This is a genomic window from Brevundimonas sp., from assembly GCF_031412435.1.
Classification (GTDB): Bacteria; Pseudomonadota; Alphaproteobacteria; order Caulobacterales; family Caulobacteraceae; genus Brevundimonas.
Window position 1 is genome coordinate 16,422 of sequence record NZ_JANODA010000021.1, and the last position, 17,775, is coordinate 34,196.

The window sequence follows — 17,775 nt, forward strand, 5'->3', positions numbered from 1 at the left end:
TTTTTCTCGGTCCCGGCCTATGCTCTGAACAGGGGGAGGGCGACGCGGTGATCGACTATGACCTGGACGAGGACGGCAGCACGCTGTTGTCTTCGATCGTCAACAGTCCGATCGCCTCGGTGATCAGCAATCCTCGCCTGCCCGACAATCCGATCATCGCAGTAAATCAGGCGTTCTGTGACCTGACGGGTTATGACGACGACGAAATCGTGGGGCGGAACTGCCGCTTCCTGGCCGGACCGGCGACGGAGCCGTGGCTCACCGAACGCATCCGTCAGGGCACGCGGGACCGGAAGCCGACCTTGGTCGAAATCCTGAACTACAAGCGCGATGGACAGCCGTTCCGCAACGCCGTCCTTGTCGCGCCCGTATTCTTGCCCGACGGAGAGCTGGAATATTTCATCGGCTCCCAGGTCGAACTGGATCAGGACGCCGTTGGCCCGTCGTCCAGCCGCCACCACCATGCCGTCGAGGTTGTGCGGACCCTGTCGCCCCGCCAGCGCGAGGTGCTGCAGCAGATCGCGGCCGGATACCGCAGCAAGCAGATTTCGTTCAACCTGGGCCTCAGCGAAAAGACGGTGAAGATGCACCGCGCCCTGATCCTGGAAAAAATCGGCACCCACAATGTCGCTGACGCCATCCGACTAGCGGTCGAGGCCGGCCTGTAGCTTTCGCACGCGCCACCAAGGCCTGAATACGGCCTAAAGGCCGTATGGTGCGACATCGCCCGAGTGCTTAACCCTCCGCATACGGCCCACGTCCGGTTTCGCCTGTCTTGGCGATGTTTCCGATCCGGACTTAACAGAGCCGACAGGAGAGGATGACTGCAATGCCGACTGTCGAAATCGGGCAATACCTGCTCGTCTACAATGCTTTTTCATTCACATTCGCAACTATGGCGGCGGCGACGCTGTTCCTGTGGTTCGGCCGGTCCCAGGTCGGACCCGCCTACAAGACAGCCCTGACGATTTCCGGATTGGTGACGGCCATCGCGGCCTATCATTATTTCCGCATCTTCGAGAGCTGGGAGTCCGCCTACGAGGTCCGTAACGGCGTCATCACCGTAACGGGTCTGGCGTTCAACGACGCCTATCGCTACGTCGACTGGCTGCTGACAGTGCCGCTTCTGCTGATCGAGCTGATCCTGGTCATGCGCCTCAGCCAGGAAGAGACGATGTCGAAGTCTCTCAAGCTCGGCTTCGCCGCCGCCCTGATGATCATTCTCGGCTATCCCGGCGAGATCGCCGACGACAACACGACCCGGGCCATCTGGGGCACCTTGTCCAGCATTCCCTTCGTCTACATCGTCTGGGAATTGTTCAAGGGTCTGGGCGCCTCGATCGAGCGTCAGCCTGAAAGCGTCAGGGGACTAATCAAGAAAGCCAGACTGCTGACCTTTGCATCGTGGGGCTTCTACCCGATCGTGTACATGATCCCCTACACCAGCATCGGGGGAGCGGCCGCCGAGACCTATGTCCAGGTCGGATATACGATCGCCGACATCATCGCCAAGGCCGGCGTCGGCGTGCTGATCTACATCATCGCCGTCCGCAAATCGCGGGTCGAATATGGTGAAGCCGCCTACGAAACCGCCAAGGCCTGATCGGCCAAAGCATGACGGATCCGGGCAGGCCAAGCGCCTGCCCGGGCTCGGTCACAACAGAAGGCGCAGTCATGACCTCGTCATCGGGCCTCCCGAGCTGTGGAGCCAAGGCGCCCCCCGGGGTGCGGCTTATCCTCGGCGCCCTGGCTCTGGCGCTCGTGGGCTTGTGGGTCGGCGTGCCCCTGTCCGGACAGACGGCCACGAGCATGGCCTGTCTGGCGTTGCTGGTTTTCGGATTGCCCCACGGCACCCTGGACCTTGAGCTCATTCGCGCTCGCTCGTCAGGCCCCTGGATGGGGATGGCGGCCCTAGTGGCAATCTATCTGGCGCTGGCAGCCTTGATGTATGGCCTTTGGCGGGTCGAACCCGTCGTGGCCCTGGCCGCCTTCATCGGAATCGCCGTCGTGCATTTCTCGGAAGACTGGCAGGGGGCGGGCTCGGTCCTGTTGAGAGCTGGTCTCGCCCTGGCCCTGTTGTCGGCCCCGACCCTGTTTCACCGTGCTGAGCTGGACACGATCTTCATCGGGCTGACCGGCCGGGTCGAGGCGACCAACGTAACTGATGCCTTGATACTGGTCCTGCCCATCACGCTCGGAGTAGGCCTGATCGCCTTGGTGTCCCTGTGGCGCGCGGGCCGGCGTGCTCAGGCGCTGGGCGGATTGGCGGCTCTGACAGCCATGATCGTCTTGCCGCCGATCTTGGGGTTCGCACTCTACTTCTGCCTGTTCCATTCACCCCGCCATTTTCACGAAAGCCTTACGTCGCTGTCGTGGGTCAATCTTCGGCAGTGGTGGGGCGTGGTTCTGCCGCTCAGTCTGGCGGCGGGAGCCATCGCCGTTCTGATTTTCGGGCTGGAACTCAGAACCGCCCTCACGGATCAGATCATGGCGGCCAGCTTCATGACGCTGTCGACCCTGACGGTGCCGCACATGCTTGCCCCGATGATCGCCGCCCGTCTGTCTCGCCAGGACGCATATCTGAATACCAACCCAACACCCTGAACGGGCGCCACTGGAGAGAGCCATGAAAATCAAGGATAGACCGGAGTTTCGAAGCAAGGCGCCAGTCCTGACCTTTGGTCCAGAGGCGGTGGTTTCCGACGCCGTCGCGGTGATGAGCGAGAAGAATTACGGTGCTGCAGTGATCGTTGACGCCGATCACAGGCCGCTCGGCATCGTGACCGAACGCGATTTCATGCGCCGTCTACTGAACAAGCGATTGAACCCCGACGAAACGACGCTGGCGCAGATCATGACGGTGGACCTGAAGATGGCCCGTGCCGACGATGATCTTTTGGACTGGTTGCGGCTGATGTCCAATGAGCGGTTCCGCCACCTTCCGGTCATCGATGACCAGGGTGTCATCATCAGCATGATGAGCCAGGGTGACTTCGTCAGCTACACTTGGCCGGAGCTGATGGGTCGGCTGGGAGAACAAGCCAGGGCCACGTTCGACGTCAGTCCGTCGCTCGTGCTCATGGTCGCCGGTTTCGCTGTCTTCGCCGCATCGGTCGTGACGATCTTTGCCCAACTGCGTTAACCGGGGCTCGGTGAATGACCGCCGCAGGACGGATACACGAACCGAAACGAGTGACTTCAGGCGTCGACACCTGACCTTCACTCCTCGTTAACCACGATCCCGCATCCCTCTGTCGATGCACAATCTCGTCTCAGCCGTCGAAGCGATCGATCCGCTGGTCGTCACCGGCAAGGTGGCGGGGGTCAGCGGCCTGCTGATCGAGGCGCGCGGCGGTCTGTCCCGGCTGGCCGTCGGCGCCCGGGCCGAGATCGGGCGACGCGGCACGACGCCCCTGCCCGCCGAGGTCGTCGGCTTTCGCGACTCCAAGGCCCTCTTGATGCCGTTCGGCCCTGTCGAAGGCGTGGCCCCCGGGGCGGACATCCACATCATTGGCGAACAGGCCAGCGTCCGCCCGACCAAGGCCTGGCTCGGCCGCATCATCGACGCCTTCGGCCAGCCCATCGACGGCAAGGGCCCCCTGCCCCAAGGCGCGGCCCCCTACACCCTGCGCGCCTCGCCGCCGCCGGCCCATTCTCGCGGCCGGGTGGGTGAACGTCTCGATCTCGGCGTCCGCTCCATGGATGTCTTCACCACCACCTGCCGCGGCCAGCGGCTGGGCATCTTCGCCGGTTCCGGCGTCGGCAAGTCGGTACTTCTGTCGATGCTGGCCAAACAGGCCACCTGCGACGTGGTCGTCGTCGGCCTGATCGGCGAACGGGGCCGGGAGGTCCGCGAGTTCATCGAGGAGACCCTGGGCGAGGAAGGTCTGCGCCGTGCTGTCGTCGTCGTCGCCACCTCCGACGAGCCCGCGCTGAAGCGCCGTCAGTCCGCCTACATGACCCTGGCAATCGCCGAATACTTCCGGGACCAGGACCTCGAAGTCCTCTGCCTGATGGATTCGGTCACCCGCTTCGCTATGGCCCAGCGCGAGATCGGGCTGGCCGCCGGCGAACCGCCGACGACCAAGGGCTACACCCCCACCGTCTTCACCGAACTGCCCAAGCTGCTGGAGCGCGCCGGGCCGGGCCCCGTGCGCCCGGACGGCACCACGGCAGGACCGATCACCGCACTGTTCACCGTGCTGGTAGACGGCGGCGATCATGACGAGCCCATCGCCGACGCGGTTCGAGGCATCCTGGACGGCCACATCGTTATGGATCGCAAGATCGCCGAACGCGGCCGTTTCCCCGCCATTGACGTACTGAAATCCGTCAGCCGGACCATGCCCGCCTGCCAGACGCCGCCTGAGCGCGAACTCAACAAGCGCGCCCGCCAGTGCCTTAGCGCCTACGCCTCGATGGAAGAGCTGATCAAGATCGGCGCCTATCGCGCCGGCGCCGATCCGATCACCGACCGGGCCATCGCCCTGAACCCCGCACTTGAGGCCTTCCTCGGTCAGGACAAGGAGGACGTCACCCGTCTTTCCGATTCCTTTACCCGCCTGGAGGCAATTCTGAACCAGGGCATGCTGCAGTGATGCACGCCCAACGGAGTACGTACGCATGACCGCCTGGGCCCACTCGCTGATCCGCATCTCGAACTACGAGGTCGAGACGCTGCAGAAGCGCCTGGCCGAAATCTCGTCGCGCAAGGTCTCCGCCGAAATGCGCCTGGCCGTGCTGGACGCCGAGGTCGAGGTCGAACGCGAACGCGCCCGCGCCGACGCCGAGGCCGGTCTGCTGCTCCAGGCCTATATGGCCGGCTGGAAGGCCCGCAAGGGCGCTGCCGAGACCGACCTGATCGCCCTCGACGCCGAGGAGGAAGGCGCCCGCGACGCCCTGACCGGAGCCTATTCCGAACTGAAGAAGTTCGAACACGTCGCCGAGACGACCCGCCTCAACGCCCTTATCGCCGCCGGCAAGCGTGAAACCGCCGCCTTCGACGAGATGGGCCTGCGTCGCCGCAGCGCCTGAGGTCCTGCGCGGCATGATCGATCGCCGCGCCCTTCTCGCCTCCGCACTGGCGCTGGCCGCCTGTGAGAAGAATGCCTCCGCCGCGCCCGCGATCGCCGCGACCCCGCTGAAGTCCATTGCCCCCTTCCCCATCGGGACCTCGGCCATGACCGGCCAGTTCCAGGACCGGGCCTGGGTGGATCTCGCCCTGACCCACGTCTCCCAGCTCACGCCCGAGTGGGAGATGAAGATGGAATACATCCTGTCGGAGACTGGCGAATACCGCTGGGACGCGCCTGACCGGATCGCCGACTTCTGCACAACCCACGGCCTGCGCCTCTTCGGCACGACGCTGATCTGGTACTCGCAGGACAGTGCCTTCTTCCGCTCGCTCGCCCCGGGGCGATTCCGCACCGAGTATGACCGCTACATCGTCACCGTTGCACAGCGCTATCGCGGCCGCGCCACCGGCTGGGATGTCGTCAATGAGGCCGTGGCCGAAGACGGAAACGGCCTGCGATCCTGCCTGTGGTCCGAGGCCTTGGGCCAGGACGGCTACATCGCCCGCGCCTTCGAACAGGCGAAGCTCGCCGATCCGGACGCGGTCCTGTTCCTGAACGACTACAATCTGGAGAACCTCCCGACCAAGGGCGCGACCTTCCTGCGGCTGGTCGAGCGGTTGCTGAAGGCCGGCGTCCCGATCGGTGGCATCGGCACCCAGTCCCACCTCGACATCGAGATCCCCGCCGGCCAGACCGCCGCCTTTTTCCGGGAGGCCGCGCAGTTCGGCCTGCCGATCCATGTCTCCGAGCTGGATGCCTCCCTGCGGTCCGAGGGCAGGTTCGACACCCGCTCGCCGAGCCGGAAGATCGAGCAACAGACCGCCCGCGTCGCCGAACTGACCGCCGCCTTCATGGACCTGCCGGCCGCGCAACGGTTCGCCTTCACCGTCTGGGGCCTGCGCGACACTGACAGCTGGCTGCGTCGCGACGCCCGCGACGACGGCAAGGACAGCCCCCTGCTGTTCAACGCCGCCAGCCATCCCAATCCGATGTTCGAAGCGGTGGCCGGGGCTTTCCGGTAGGCGGGGACACTGCTTTTTGCGCCTATGAAAGACCAATATTAATCCTTCTGCGTCACCATCGACTTCTAACGGAGTGGAATGATGTCTTGCGTTGGCTGCAGGGATGGCGCCGGTTTTGATGTGCCGATCACAATGGCGTTTCAGCCCATAGTCGACGTACGCAACGAGACGGTTTTCGCCTACGAGGCGCTCGTTCGTGGCCAGGACGGTCAAGGGGCCGGCGCTGTTCTGGCGCAGGTGTCGGCGGACAATCGCTATGCCTTCGATCAGGTTTGCCGCAAGACCGCGATCGAACTCGCGGCCGGGCTGGACCTCGCTGCTGACGGGGCGCACCTTTCGATCAACTTCCTGCCCAACGCCGTCTACGAACCCCGCGCCTGCATCCGGATCACGCTCGAAGCCGCGATGCGGACCGGCTTCCCGCTGAACCGGATCATCTTTGAGTTCACCGAGGAGGAAGCGCTGGATGCCAACCATCTCCTGAACATTCTGCGCTCCTACCGCGCGATGGGGTTCAAGACGGCGATCGACGACTTCGGTGCGGGTTTTGCGGGCCTGGGTTTGTTGACCCGCTTCCAGCCGGACATCGTCAAGCTGGACATGGCCCTCGTCCGGGATATCGACACGGATCCGGTCAAGCGGACGATCGTCCGCAACACGCTGAACATGATGCGCGACCTGGGCATCGAGCCGGTCTGCGAGGGGATTGAGACGGTCGGCGAACATGACGCCCTTGTCGATCTCGGGGTCGACCTGATGCAGGGCTATCTGCTGGGCAAGCCGGCGGTCGCAAGCCTGCCTGCCGTGACCTGGGCTCACGATTTCAAAGCCGACCGCAAACACGCCTGAGCGGGCGGCCGGCGTTCGGCCTCGCGCGCCCTCGCACTGCACGGACCAAAACGCCCGCCGGCATGACCGGCGGGCGTTTGACTATTGCTGAGGGCGAAGCTCTTAGGCGGCGGCGCTCTGGGGCGCGGGCGCCGACACTTCCGACGGATCGCGCAGGACATAGCCGCGGCCCCAGACGGTCTCGATGTAGTGCTTGCCGCCTGCGGCCGTCGCCAGCTTCTTGCGCAGCTTGCAGATGAAGACGTCGATGATCTTCAGCTCGGGCTCGTCCATGCCGCCGTAGAGGTGGTTCAGGAACATTTCCTTGGTCAGGGTCGTGCCCTTGCGGAGTGAGAGCAGCTCCAGCATCTGGTATTCCTTGCCGGTCAGATGGACGCGGTGACCGTGCACCTCGACCGTCTTGCCATCCAGGTTCACGGCGATCTCGCCGGTGTGGATGATCGCCTGCGCGTGACCCTTGGAGCGGCGGACCACGGCGTGGGTGCGCGCGATCAGCTCGTCCTTGTGGCAGGGCTTGGTCATGTCGTCGTCGGCGCCGCCGCCGAAGGTCTTGACCTTGGTTTCGATCTCGGTCGAGCCCGACAGGATCATCACCGGGGTGTTGACCTTTCCAACGCGTAGCTGGCGCAGGACCTCCAGACCGCTCATGTCCGGAAGGTTCAGGTCCAGAAGAATGAGATCGTAGTCATAGATCTTTCCCAGATCGATGCCTTCTTCACCCAGGTCAGTCGTGTAGACGTTGAAGCCTTCCGACTTCAGCATCAGCTCGATGCTCTGCGCTGTCGCATGATCGTCTTCGATAAGCAGAACGCGCATCCATGCCCCTCCAGGCAAAAGCTAGACCATATGACCCGGCGCATACGTCCGGGTAACCTTGTTCGAGAGTTAACCCGTCGAACCCTTAAGAAGTATTAACGTCACCCCATGAAGGCGAATCTGGGGTGATTTGCGAATCGCGTCGAGACTCCACGAGTCAACGATTCGAATTATTTCGCGATGGGCGTTCGGGCACGCCCTATGCGCCCTCATCAAAAACCTCTCGGCCCCGCCGCAACTGGAGGTACGACCGATCCTGACGTCGCAACGGACCATATTCCTAGCATGGTGCTCGGTCGCATTTAGTCTGGCGATCGCGCATCGGCTTTGGAGGACCGCTTTGAACAAACCCTATCGGATCATCGTGCCGTCACAGGATCGCGACCGGGCCGACCTGACCGTTCACGTGGTGGCCATGCGTCTGGGAACGCCGATGGAGACCCTGACCCGCAAAAGCCGGCTGTCGCTGCCGGCGCTGCGGGTCCGGCGCGTGTCGCTCTATCTCGCCCATGTGGCGCTGGGCTGGACGCTCGAACGCGTGGGTCACGCCTTCGGGCTGAACCGCCAGACAGTGGCGAGAGCCTGCACCCGAATGGAGGAGGCGCGCGACGAACCTCACCTGAACGACCTCCTCGACGAACTTTCGGCCACCATCCTCGGCCTGTGCGATGCCCCGCCGGTCACTGACCTGCCTGAGGTGGCGTGAGCGGCCCGGCGGCCCGGGCGCGCGGTCTGCTGGCGCGCGGCGGCTGGATCGACGTCGCGGCTCTGGACGGAAGCTACGCCCTCCGGATCGGCGGCGACCGCCGGGCGCGCGCGGCCATGACCCTGAACGAAGGGACGTTCCGCGCACTCATCGACAGCCCCGGCCTCAAGGCCCGGCCCGGGGGCGGCTGGGTCGAGCGTCCGACATCCGCCGAAACAGTCTCGTACCCCCCCGGGGCCCCCGGCCGCATAGAGGGAGAACGGGCGATCATGGAGCCCGACGGTCGCCTGACCCTGCGCCGCGCCAATCTGGGCGAGAGCCCCGTCGCCTGGCTGGCCCGCCGCAAGGACGTCGAGGGCCGCCCCTGGCTGACCCCCGCCGAGATCGCGGCCGCGGAACGCCTCAGGCTCGACGCCGAGCTGGCCCGATCGGGTCCATCCATGACCATGCGCTGGGACGCCCTGCCCCGCACGGGCAGCAGCGGCTCTTCGGCGCGTGTCGAACCCGGCGACCGCGCCCTCGCGGCCGGACGTCGCGCGGCCCTTGCCCTCGCATCGATCGATCCCCGAACGCGCGCCCTCGTCGAACAGGTCTGCATCCGCCAGGGCAGCCTGCAGCTCGCCGAACAGGAGGCGGGCTGTCGACGGCGCGAGGGGAGGGCGGTTCTGAAGGCCGGCCTCCAGACGCTGGCGCGGCACTACGGCATCGGCTGATCAGGCCGCCGCCATCGCCTCCTGTCGGATCCGCCCGACCATCGCGTTCAGCCCATTGGCCCTCTGCCGCGTAAGCGCCTGCGGCAACCCCAGCCGGTCCAGCGCCGCCTTCGCGTCGAAGGCCAGAATCTGGTCAGCCGGACGCCCGGAATAGAGTTTCAGCAGCAAGGCCACATTGCCCTTGGAGATCGCGCTGTCCGAGTCAGCGCGGAACGTCAGCCGGTCGCCGTCCCGCCCGGTCGCAAGCCAGACCTGGGCTGCGCATCCGGGCACCTTATTCGCCTCGATCCGGTCGACCTCCGGCAACGGCGCCAGATCCTTGCCCAGGTCGATGACGTAGGCGATGCGCTGTTCCCAGTCCTCCAGCACCTCGAAATCCTCGGCCAGTTCGTCCAGGGTCGCGTCGATGGTGTCAGCCGGTTCGGTCATGGTCCGCCAGATAGGCCGCGCGCGGATTAACGACAACCGGCCTGTCCATCCCCAGTCGTCGGCTTCACAGCCCCCCGACCGAGTCGCCTCCTGCGGGTGCAGGCTTTAGACGACTCGGCTGCGACGCTAGTCTCGTCGGTCGGCGCGCTCCCCTCCCCGGCCCCTCGCCCCGGCCGCCCGGACATCTGTTTGACCTCTGTCGCCCGCCCCGACCCGGACGCCTCTCCATCGCCCACGCGCGCGATGGGCGAGGGCCTGTCGGCGCTGACAGCCTGGCATGCTGCCTGGGCCGTGGGCGTGATTCTGACGCTCGTGGCCGGCGCCACACTGGGCTGGCTCGGCGGCTCAGCGATCTTCGGAGTCGCCGCCATGGTTGTGCCTGGCCTCGCCGGCCTGGCTTTGGTGTGGCGGGACGGGACGGGGGAGCGGTCGCTGTTGCTGGTGGTCTGGACCCTGGCGGCCTTGGCGGCTTCCATGCTGTCCGGCGGACTGGCGGGGCCGCTGGTGGGCTATGTCGGCATGCCGTTCGTGGCGGCTCTGGCCCTGGGCGGACCCCGCCATGGCGTCAGACTGGCCCAGGCGGGAGCGGTAGGCTCGGGCGTCGTCGCCCTCGGCGGCCAGTTGTCGGCCCTGTTCGTCGGTCCGCCGCAAAGCCAGCCCCTGCCGGCCGCAATCTCCGTCCTCCTCGCCATGATCGCGGCCGTGCTGGCCGTGCGGCTCGCCTGGCGGCTGCGTGAGATCAGGCTGAACGCCGCCGAGGCCATGACCCTGCGCGTCGAAACCCTGCTCGCCGCCCAGCCGGCGCTCACCCTGGTGCTCGAGCCGTCCGGTCGTGTCCTCGCCGCCTATGGCTCGCCCCCGCCCGCTCTGCAGCCAGAGGCCCTGTTCCAGTCCGGCCTGTTCGCCGCGGTCCACGCCCCCGACCGTCCTGCGATTCTTGCCGCCATCGACCGGGCGGTGGCGGGTCAGGAGGGCCAGGCCCAGTTCGCACCGCGCATCGCGCTGGACCGCCGCGTCAATCTGATCCTGCGCCGCATGGACGACGGCGAGACCGGCCCGCGCCTCATCGCCCAGGCTTTTGACGCCACCCGCCAGTTCGCCACCGAAATCGGTCTGGAGGCCGCCCGCGCAGAAGCAGAGGCGCGCGACAGCGGCAAGACCCGCTTCCTGGCCAACATGTCCCACGAGCTGCGCACGCCGCTGAACGCCGTGCTCGGTTTCTCCGACATCATGCGCCAGCGCCTCTTCGGCCCCCTGCCCCAGAAATACGCCGACTATGCCGACAGCATCCACGAGGCCGGCGGCCACCTTCTGGACCTGATCAACGACGTTCTGGACGTGTCCAAGATCGAGGCGGAACGCTACGAGCTTTCGCGAGAGACCTTTGACGCCCGAGAGGTCGTCTCCGCCGCCGTCGCCCTCGTCCGCGTCACCGCGACCGACAAGGGCGTGGGCCTGAACAGCCTTGTCCCGGACGAGCCATTGAGCGTCGACGCCGACCGTCGCGCGCTGAAGCAGATCACGCTGAACCTGCTCTCCAACGCCATCAAATTCACTCCGGCGGGCGGCTCCGTGACCCTGACGCTGGAAGTGATCGGCCCCTATCTGGAGCTGGTCGTTTCCGACACCGGTGTCGGCATCGCCTCTCGCGACCTGAAGCGCCTGGGCCGCCCGTTCGAACAGGCCGGCGCCGTCGAGCAGAAGGTCCAGGGCACCGGCCTCGGCCTGTCACTGGTCCGCGCCCTTGCCGAGTTGCACGGCGGCCGGATGAGTCTGGAAAGCACTCTCGGCGAAGGCACGGCGGTCACGGTGCGGATGCCGGTGGCGGTTGCGGTGCGCGCGCCGGCGCCCGACGGCGGGGCGGAGATCATCCCCCTCAACGTGGGCGGCTAGATCCCTCTCCTTACCGTCCGCGGCGGGACCGTCAGACCGTTCCCAGCGCCACGAACGCTCTTGCCGCCGCGAAGTCCCCGGCCTCGAACGTGGCTGTCGCGACGCTGCCGTCCCTGAACAGGAATTGGATCAGGAACGGCTCGCGCGGATCGAGGCGCGACAGGCGATCGCCGCCGCTCGCGGGGAAATACCAGGTCTCGCCCTGGGTCTTGCCGGTCGCCAACAGGGTCGCGGGTGCGGGCGCGGTTCCGGCGGACCAGACCTCCTGGCGCGCGTTCTCTGGCGGCAGGACCGCGCGACCGGCGGCGGTCAGCCACGGACGGGCGGCCAAGGCCGGGTCGCGCATCACCATCCGCGCCGCATAGGGACGCGGGCGCCCCACGAAGGAGACGACGGCGGAAAGGGTCTCGCCGCCGGACACATTGCCTGAACCCGGCGCGGCGGCGCTGAGACCGAAGCGGACGGGCGAGGCCCCGGTCAGCGAGGTCTGCACCAGCCGCCAGGTCGCGGCCTCGCGCCGGACGCGGTCGGCGGTCCACATCGCGTGGTCTCCGTTGAAGTCCATGCGGGGAATACGCTGCCATCCGGCGAAGGCGTCAGCGACCCGGTCGCGCACCATGGCCAGTTCGGGGTTGGCGCAGGCGACCTGACGCGCCCGCGACCTTGCCCGTGTAGCCGTCGCCTGAAGCGTCGCCTCGGTCGTGCCGGCGCGCAGGGCCGCGCCCCGCGACTGCAGGGTCGCGGCCGACAGCGCCCCGGCGACCGGCGCGCCGAATAGCCGGCATTTCTCGTGCGCGGCCAGGACGAAGGTCCGGTCGTAGAAGGTCCCCGTGCCGTCGGCAAAGGCGGCCACGGGGGTCGTCGCCATCACGACGGCGGCGATCACGGCTCTGGCGGTGCGGGTCGAATGGCCTATCCTCATGTGCCCATCGTAGCGCCACGGCGTTCCGGTCCCGTTTCCGAGCAGGGTTACCGATTTGCTTCTGAACTCAGACCTGTGGGTCGGCGCCCTGATCCGTCGCGCCCAGATCGAGGGGGCCAATGCGACCGTCGTGCGCAAGGGCGACATGCGCGCGGGGACCGTGATCGTGAAGGCCTACAATACGTCCGAACGGACCGCGCGGATCTATAGCGAAGCCTTTGGCAGCGACGGCGAGCGCCTGTGGATCCAGCCAACGGCGGGGACCGAGAGCGACATCGACGCCTACATCGAACGCCAGCGCGGCTATGACCCGGACATCTGGGTGGTCGAGGTGGAAGACCGCCAGGGCCGGCATTTCCTGACGGAAAGGGTCGAGGGAGAATGATTCTCCCCCTTCGCTGCGCTCTGGGGAGGATAACCCCTCGCTAACCCCGTTCGGGAACGGAACCGAAAACCACTCGGGCCTAGGGTCACGGTGTCGGCGAGAAACGTCGGCGTCAGGCGAGTGCCCTCCCTATGCTGTTTCTCATGAACGACGTCGTCTTCGACCTGAACGAGGCCTCTCCGGTCACGTCGGCCGATGCGCGCCGGTTCGAGAAGCTGGGCTTCGACTATCTGATGGAACTCGGCTGCGAGCTGTTCGCCGAAGACCCGATGCTGCATCGGAACGATCCGGAACGCGCCCGTCGCCTGGCCTGGCTGATCCACGACCGCTCGCCGGAAGTGAACGCCGCCCTGTTCGCCGCGCCCGAGACCGACTGCGACCCGGCCCTGGTCGAACCGCAGTTCTGCGCCCTGCCCGCCGCCGTGCTCGACCAGCTGATGTCGCGCGGCCGCAAGGGCAAGCTGGACGCGGTCTCCGCCGACCGCGCCGTCTGGGGCCGAATGGCCGCCTGATCCTTACTGGCTCTCCCGTCTTCCGCACGTTAGAATGGAAGTCGGTTTGGAGGGTTCGTCTTGTCGATGCGTTTTGTCCCGGCGGTCGTCGCCGTGGTCTCGGCCACTCTGGGTCTCGCGTCTCCTGCGCGGGCCGAATGGCTCCGGGCGGAAACGGATCATTTCATTATCTATGGCGACACGTCCGAGCGGAACATTCGGGCCTATGCCGAGAAGGTGGAGCGCTTCGACGCCCTGGTGCGCACCTACTATCCCATCGCGGTCGATCATGAAGTTCCCAAGCTCGAACTTTACATGGCCAACAGCGCCGACGACCTGAAGCGCGCAGAGCCGAACATCAGTCGAAGCGTTCTCGGCTTCTACGCTCCCAACAGCGGCCGGATCTTCGCGATCGCCAATGTCGAAAGTACGCTGTCGGACGACGTCATCTTCCACGAATACGCCCACCACTTCATGTTCCAGATGAAGTCCACCGCCTACCCTGCCTGGTTCGTGGAAGGGTTCGCGGAATACTACGCCACGATGCGAATCCGGAACGGTCGCTATCAGATCGGACTACATCAGCCCGGCCGAATGAATGCGCTGACCAGGCCGGCGAATAGCTGGGTGCCGATGGAGGACGTGCTGCGCTGGCGCGTTTCGCCGGGCGGTAGGTATCGCGGTTCGGAATACTACTCCGTTTCCTGGGCCCTGACCCACTACATGCTTAGCGATCCGGCACGGACCCGGCTCCTGGGCGCCTATCTTTCGGCTGTGTCCCAGGGGGCGGACCCCATCGCGGCGCTTGACGGGACAATCAACCGAACGCCGGCTGAGCTCCGCGACGATGTGTGGCGGTATCTGAGCGGGTCCATCCCTTACCTGACACCGCAGATCGATCTGCCTTCGCCGACGGTCACCGTATCCCCGATGACCCCGAACGAGGGGCGGCTGGCCTGGATCGATCTTCGCCTGGGCCGGCAGGATCCGAACCGTCCCGAACCCTCGCCGGAGCAACGTGAGGGCGAGACGGACCGGGCCTTCGCTGAAAGGCGGGAAGAAGTGATCCAGGCATTTGCCGAGGAACGCCAGACCCTGATACGCGATGCCCTGACGGCCTCGGCCATCCATCCGGACGATCCCGCCAGTGTGAAGGCTCGGGCGAGGGCGCATCGGCTGGCCGGCGACCCAGGCGCAGCCATCGCTGCTCTGGAGCCCCTCACCCGCCCGGAATCCCGGGATTCGCGCGCCCTGCGCTACTCCGCCGAGGCCTACCTGGACCAGGCGGCGAAGAGTGAGGGCGACGAGCGGCTGGAGCAGATACGGCAGGCGCGCAGCCGCCTGGTCCAGGCGTTGGAGATCGATCCGCTGGATTTCCTGACCTATCTGGAGCTGGATCGCATGCGGCAGGGCATGTCGGGTTACCCCAGCGCCAACGACATGGCCACGCTCGAGATCGCAGTGGCCCTCGCGCCCCAGTCTTTCGATGCACGAATGCGCTATGCGCGTGTGTTGATGTCGCGCGGGGAACCCGAGCGCGCTGTTGCGATCCTGCATTCCGTAGCGAACAGTCCACACGGCGGCGGCCTACGCACGGAAGGTCGTCGTCTGATCGCCCAGGCACGCGCCCAGCTCGGTTTGGCGACCTCGGAAGAGGCTTCGCCGGAAGGTGCCGAACTGGTCGACGACTGACGTCCCTACATCAGGACGTTGAACACCACATGCACGAGGGCCGCCGCCCCGATGATCACGCCGAAGCCCGAAAGCAGGCAGATCGCGGGGTGAATCTCGCGCTCCGTGAAGTGCTTCGACGGAGCCCGGACCCTCGAAACGCGGTGTGCTGAGTCCAGCAAAGCCATAGCCGTTTCCTTCTTCCCTGCGGCGTCCGGCTCGTGTCCGGAACGTCTCGCAATCGGAGGATGGCTCCAAAGACCCTGCCTGGCGAGGAGAATCTCGCCGGTTCTCGACGGATCTTCGAGAATAAGCCCTCGCGCCCGTCCGCGTGACTTTGACGCCGTCGCGCGCTACCTCCCGCCCCCATGTCGAAACTGACCCTCGAACAGGAGGCCCCCCAGCCTTCCAACAAGAAACTCGCCGCCGAGGCGGCGAGGCGCAGGACCTTCGCGATCATCGCGCACCCGGACGCCGGCAAGACGACGCTGACGGAGCATATCCTGCTGTCCGGGGGGGCCATCCGGGCGGCCGGCGCGGTGCGGGCGCGCGGCGAGAACCGGCGCACCCAATCCGACTGGATGAAGATCGAAAAGGAGCGCGGCATCTCCGTCTCCGCCTCGGTCATGACGTTCGAGCACGACGGCAAGATGTTCAACCTGCTCGACACGCCCGGGCACGAGGACTTCTCGGAAGACACCTACCGCACCCTGACCGCCGCCGACTGCGCCATCATGGTGCTGGACGCCGCCAAGGGCATTGAGCCGCAGACCCTGAAGCTGTTCGAGGTCTGCCGGCTGCGCGACATCCCGATCATCACCTTCATCAACAAGCTGGACCGCGAGGCCCAGGATCCGATGGCCCTGCTGGACGAGATCGCCTCGCGCCTGCAGCTCGACCCCTCCCCCATCTGGTGGCCGGCCGAAAGCGGCAACCGCCTGCGCGGCATGGTCGAGATGGGCACCGGAAAGTTCCAGCCCTATGCCAAGAAGCCCGCCGGTTCGAAGGACGACGTGCCTCACCCGGCCGCCCTGCCGCTCGCCGACGCCGGCGAATACTTCGAGGCGGGCGAGCTCCAGGCCCTGATGGACGCCCGGGAACTGGTGGAGGGCGGCTACCCCGCGTTCGACCGGCAGTCCTTCCTCGAAGGCCACATGACCCCGGTCCTCTGGGGTTCTGCGCTCCGCCACTTCGGCATCGACGAGCTTCTGGCCGCCATCGGCGAATGGGCCCCGCCGCCGAAGACCATGCCCGCCCGCAAGGAAGCGCCGCCCGAGACCCGCAACGCCCCCACGCCCGTCGAACTGACGGTCGAGCCCGGCAATGCCGAGGTCACCGGCTTTGTCTTCAAGGTCCAGGCCAATATGGACCCCAACCACCGCGACCGGATCGCCATGTTCCGCATGGCCTCGGGCAGTTTCAAGCGCGGCATGAAGCTGAAGGTCCAGAACACCGGCAAACAGCTGTCGGTGAACGCCCCCATCATGTTCTTCGCCAGCGACCGCGAGCTGGCGGACGACGCCTTCGCCGGCGACGTGATCGGCATCCCCAACCACGGCGTGCTCCGCGTCGGCGACAGCCTGTCGGAGAGCGGTCTGATCCGCTTCGCCGGCCTGCCCAACTTTGCCCCGGAAATCCTTCAGCGCGTGCGGGTCAAGGATCCGCTCAAGGCCAAACACCTGAAGAAGGCGCTCGACGGCCTGGCCGAGGAAGGCGTGACCCAGTTGTTCCGCCCCGAGATTGGCGCGGACTTCATCGTCGGCGCCGTGGGTCAGCTTCAGTTCGAGGTGATGGCCGACCGTCTGGGCGAGGAATACGGCCTGGAGGTCATCTTCGAGCACAGCCCCTATGCCGAGGCCCGCTGGATCGACGGGGACAAAGCCGATGTCGAGGACTTCATGTCCAAATACCGCGGCCAGATGGCCCGCGATATCGACCAGGCCCCGGTCTTCCTGGCCAAGTCGAGCTGGGAGACCGGCTACGTCATGGAGCGGTTCCCGAAGGTGGCGTTCACCAAGACGAAGGAACGCGGCTAGGCGTCACGTTCCGTCAGTCGTTTCGGCTCTGAACCTCGGCGGTTCGCCATCGTTCTGTCGTTCATGCATGATCGAAGGTACGACATGATCGAACGAGTTAAGACCTGTGGAACGACCCTGGCCCTGGCGGCCGGCGCCCTGCTGCTTGCGGGCGGCGCCTCGGCCCAGCAGAGCCAAAGCTCGGCCACCACACGCTCGCTGAACACTGCCCCGACCCAATCGACCCTGACGCCTCGCCCCAACGCGCAGCCGCCGCTGAGCGCCGCCGAACGGCCGCAAGCGGCGCGCCCGCAAACGACGCGCCCGCCAGCTTCAACCGCCGACCGCACCCTCGAAGACCTCTTGGGCGAGACCGCCGGGACCGAACGTCCCACCGGCGTCACCCTCGCCCCCGGCCAGACCGAGCCCGAGCCCATCCCGATGACGCTGGGCTACTATGTCCGGGGCGACAAGGACTGCGAACAGGTCTGGCCCGGCGAGGGCGATCTGGCCTTCCTGACGCCGACCGCCTTCACCATCGACTATGGCGGATGCGAGCCCGGCCAGTTCCTGCAGACCGGGCCCAACAGCTGGGGTGAGGAACAGCGCTGCAGGACCGAGCGCGGCGGCGACGCGGGCGCCTACAACGTCACCTACGAAGTGCTCGGCACGGACGTCATCAGGCGGCAGGCCCGGCTGGGCGATGATATCGACACCGCCGAGGACGACCTGTGGAACTTCTGCCGTCTGGAAGACGTGCCCGAGAACGCCCGCTTCGGCTCCTAGGC

The 17,775-nt window shown here is 66.3% G+C and carries 20 protein-coding genes; 16 read left to right on the forward strand and 4 right to left on the reverse strand.

The window, feature by feature from the left end; all coding sequences use genetic code 11:
• Positions 1 to 47: 47 nt before the first annotated feature.
• From RMO01_RS03810 to RMO01_RS03845, 8 genes are all read left to right on the forward strand, one after another.
• A complete protein-coding gene (locus tag RMO01_RS03810) occupies positions 48 to 668 on the forward strand; it encodes a LuxR C-terminal-related transcriptional regulator (protein ID WP_309627717.1) in 621 nt (206 codons plus the stop codon).
• 161 nt (positions 669 to 829) lie between these two features.
• The gene (locus RMO01_RS03815; RefSeq protein WP_309627718.1) at positions 830 to 1,603 is read left to right on the forward strand and encodes a bacteriorhodopsin-like; all 774 of its coding nucleotides are present in this window, start codon (positions 830 to 832) and stop codon (positions 1,601 to 1,603) included.
• 71 nt (positions 1,604 to 1,674) lie between these two features.
• Positions 1,675 to 2,604 (forward strand): Brp/Blh family beta-carotene 15,15'-dioxygenase, encoded by a 930-nt coding sequence (locus tag RMO01_RS03820; RefSeq protein ID WP_309627719.1) that lies wholly within the window; start codon positions 1,675 to 1,677, stop codon positions 2,602 to 2,604.
• A gap of 22 nt (positions 2,605 to 2,626) precedes the next feature.
• Positions 2,627 to 3,142, forward strand: a complete 516-nt coding sequence (locus RMO01_RS03825; RefSeq protein WP_309627720.1) for a CBS domain-containing protein — start codon at positions 2,627 to 2,629, stop codon at positions 3,140 to 3,142.
• A 115-nt stretch (positions 3,143 to 3,257) separates the two neighbouring features.
• The gene (gene fliI / locus RMO01_RS03830; protein ID WP_309627721.1) at positions 3,258 to 4,598 is read left to right on the forward strand and encodes a flagellar protein export ATPase FliI; all 1,341 of its coding nucleotides are present in this window, start codon (positions 3,258 to 3,260) and stop codon (positions 4,596 to 4,598) included.
• A 25-nt stretch (positions 4,599 to 4,623) separates the two neighbouring features.
• Positions 4,624 to 5,034 carry a flagellar export protein FliJ gene (locus tag RMO01_RS03835; RefSeq protein ID WP_309627722.1) on the forward strand — a complete coding sequence of 137 codons (411 nt, stop codon included), beginning with the start codon at positions 4,624 to 4,626 and terminating at the stop codon, positions 5,032 to 5,034.
• A gap of 13 nt (positions 5,035 to 5,047) precedes the next feature.
• Positions 5,048 to 6,097, forward strand: a complete 1,050-nt coding sequence (locus RMO01_RS03840; protein WP_309627723.1) for an endo-1,4-beta-xylanase — start codon at positions 5,048 to 5,050, stop codon at positions 6,095 to 6,097.
• A 132-nt stretch (positions 6,098 to 6,229) separates the two neighbouring features.
• Positions 6,230 to 6,946, forward strand: coding sequence for an EAL domain-containing protein (locus RMO01_RS03845; protein WP_309627724.1), 717 nt, complete (start codon positions 6,230 to 6,232; stop codon positions 6,944 to 6,946).
• 102 nt (positions 6,947 to 7,048) lie between these two features.
• Here the strand turns inward: RMO01_RS03845 and ctrA are convergent, their stop codons facing one another.
• Positions 7,049 to 7,762, reverse strand: a complete 714-nt coding sequence (gene ctrA, locus RMO01_RS03850) for a response regulator transcription factor CtrA (RefSeq protein ID WP_309627725.1) — start codon at positions 7,760 to 7,762, stop codon at positions 7,049 to 7,051.
• A 340-nt stretch (positions 7,763 to 8,102) separates the two neighbouring features.
• Between ctrA and RMO01_RS03855 the strand changes: the two genes are divergently transcribed.
• Both RMO01_RS03855 and RMO01_RS03860 read left to right on the forward strand, forming a co-directional pair.
• Positions 8,103 to 8,468, forward strand: a complete 366-nt coding sequence (locus RMO01_RS03855) for a chromosomal replication initiator DnaA (protein ID WP_309627726.1) — start codon at positions 8,103 to 8,105, stop codon at positions 8,466 to 8,468.
• Complete coding sequence (locus RMO01_RS03860) at positions 8,465 to 9,181, forward strand: DUF6456 domain-containing protein (protein ID WP_309627727.1); 717 nt, start codon at positions 8,465 to 8,467, stop codon at positions 9,179 to 9,181. Before RMO01_RS03855 ends, RMO01_RS03860 begins: the two co-directional genes overlap by 4 nt.
• Here RMO01_RS03860 and RMO01_RS03865 read toward each other — a convergent pair whose 3' ends face one another.
• Positions 9,182 to 9,610: a SufE family protein gene (locus tag RMO01_RS03865; protein ID WP_309627728.1), complete on the reverse strand. Its 429-nt coding sequence runs from the start codon at positions 9,608 to 9,610 to the stop codon at positions 9,182 to 9,184.
• Positions 9,611 to 9,799: 189 nt separating this feature from the next.
• Between RMO01_RS03865 and RMO01_RS03870 the strand changes: the two genes are divergently transcribed.
• Positions 9,800 to 11,503: a HAMP domain-containing sensor histidine kinase gene (locus RMO01_RS03870; protein WP_309627729.1), complete on the forward strand. Its 1,704-nt coding sequence runs from the start codon at positions 9,800 to 9,802 to the stop codon at positions 11,501 to 11,503.
• Between the two features lie 31 nt (positions 11,504 to 11,534).
• Here the strand turns inward: RMO01_RS03870 and RMO01_RS03875 are convergent, their stop codons facing one another.
• Positions 11,535 to 12,425, reverse strand: coding sequence for a hypothetical protein (locus RMO01_RS03875; RefSeq protein WP_309627730.1), 891 nt, complete (start codon positions 12,423 to 12,425; stop codon positions 11,535 to 11,537).
• A gap of 55 nt (positions 12,426 to 12,480) precedes the next feature.
• Here RMO01_RS03875 and RMO01_RS03880 point away from each other — a divergent pair, with 55 nt between their 5' ends.
• From RMO01_RS03880 to RMO01_RS03890, 3 genes are all read left to right on the forward strand, one after another.
• Positions 12,481 to 12,810 (forward strand): DUF1491 family protein, encoded by a 330-nt coding sequence (locus RMO01_RS03880; protein WP_309627731.1) that lies wholly within the window; start codon positions 12,481 to 12,483, stop codon positions 12,808 to 12,810.
• Positions 12,811 to 12,941: 131 nt separating this feature from the next.
• Positions 12,942 to 13,322: a hypothetical protein gene (locus tag RMO01_RS03885; RefSeq protein ID WP_309627732.1), complete on the forward strand. Its 381-nt coding sequence runs from the start codon at positions 12,942 to 12,944 to the stop codon at positions 13,320 to 13,322.
• Positions 13,323 to 13,388: 66 nt separating this feature from the next.
• Positions 13,389 to 14,993 carry a DUF1570 domain-containing protein gene (locus tag RMO01_RS03890; protein WP_309627771.1) on the forward strand — a complete coding sequence of 535 codons (1,605 nt, stop codon included), beginning with the start codon at positions 13,389 to 13,391 and terminating at the stop codon, positions 14,991 to 14,993.
• Between the two features lie 5 nt (positions 14,994 to 14,998).
• Here the strand turns inward: RMO01_RS03890 and RMO01_RS03895 are convergent, their stop codons facing one another.
• Positions 14,999 to 15,160 (reverse strand): hypothetical protein, encoded by a 162-nt coding sequence (locus RMO01_RS03895; RefSeq protein ID WP_309627733.1) that lies wholly within the window; start codon positions 15,158 to 15,160, stop codon positions 14,999 to 15,001.
• Between the two features lie 180 nt (positions 15,161 to 15,340).
• Here RMO01_RS03895 and RMO01_RS03900 point away from each other — a divergent pair, with 180 nt between their 5' ends.
• Complete coding sequence (locus tag RMO01_RS03900; RefSeq protein ID WP_309627734.1) at positions 15,341 to 17,008, forward strand: peptide chain release factor 3; 1,668 nt, start codon at positions 15,341 to 15,343, stop codon at positions 17,006 to 17,008.
• An 84-nt stretch (positions 17,009 to 17,092) separates the two neighbouring features.
• Positions 17,093 to 17,773, forward strand: coding sequence for a hypothetical protein (locus RMO01_RS03905; RefSeq protein ID WP_309627735.1), 681 nt, complete (start codon positions 17,093 to 17,095; stop codon positions 17,771 to 17,773).
• The last annotated feature ends 2 nt before the right edge of the window (positions 17,774 to 17,775 follow it).

Coding starts and splice junctions, on each gene's coding strand:
- RMO01_RS03815 (WP_309627718.1), top strand. CDS start 830: ATGCCGACTGTCGAAATCGGGCAATACCTGCTCGTCTACAATGCTTTT.
- RMO01_RS03820 (WP_309627719.1), top strand. CDS start 1,675: ATGACCTCGTCATCGGGCCTCCCGAGCTGTGGAGCCAAGGCGCCCCCC.
- RMO01_RS03825 (WP_309627720.1), top strand. CDS start 2,627: ATGAAAATCAAGGATAGACCGGAGTTTCGAAGCAAGGCGCCAGTCCTG.
- fliI (WP_309627721.1), top strand. CDS start 3,258: ATGCACAATCTCGTCTCAGCCGTCGAAGCGATCGATCCGCTGGTCGTC.
- RMO01_RS03835 (WP_309627722.1), top strand. CDS start 4,624: ATGACCGCCTGGGCCCACTCGCTGATCCGCATCTCGAACTACGAGGTC.
- RMO01_RS03840 (WP_309627723.1), top strand. CDS start 5,048: ATGATCGATCGCCGCGCCCTTCTCGCCTCCGCACTGGCGCTGGCCGCC.
- RMO01_RS03845 (WP_309627724.1), top strand. CDS start 6,230: ATGGCGTTTCAGCCCATAGTCGACGTACGCAACGAGACGGTTTTCGCC.
- ctrA (WP_309627725.1), bottom strand. CDS start 7,762: ATGCGCGTTCTGCTTATCGAAGACGATCATGCGACAGCGCAGAGCATC.
- RMO01_RS03865 (WP_309627728.1), bottom strand. CDS start 9,610: ATGACCGAACCGGCTGACACCATCGACGCGACCCTGGACGAACTGGCC.
- RMO01_RS03875 (WP_309627730.1), bottom strand. CDS start 12,425: ATGAGGATAGGCCATTCGACCCGCACCGCCAGAGCCGTGATCGCCGCC.
- RMO01_RS03885 (WP_309627732.1), top strand. CDS start 12,942: ATGCTGTTTCTCATGAACGACGTCGTCTTCGACCTGAACGAGGCCTCT.
- RMO01_RS03890 (WP_309627771.1), top strand. CDS start 13,389: ATGCGTTTTGTCCCGGCGGTCGTCGCCGTGGTCTCGGCCACTCTGGGT.
- RMO01_RS03895 (WP_309627733.1), bottom strand. CDS start 15,160: ATGGCTTTGCTGGACTCAGCACACCGCGTTTCGAGGGTCCGGGCTCCG.
- RMO01_RS03900 (WP_309627734.1), top strand. CDS start 15,341: ATGTCGAAACTGACCCTCGAACAGGAGGCCCCCCAGCCTTCCAACAAG.
- RMO01_RS03905 (WP_309627735.1), top strand. CDS start 17,093: ATGATCGAACGAGTTAAGACCTGTGGAACGACCCTGGCCCTGGCGGCC.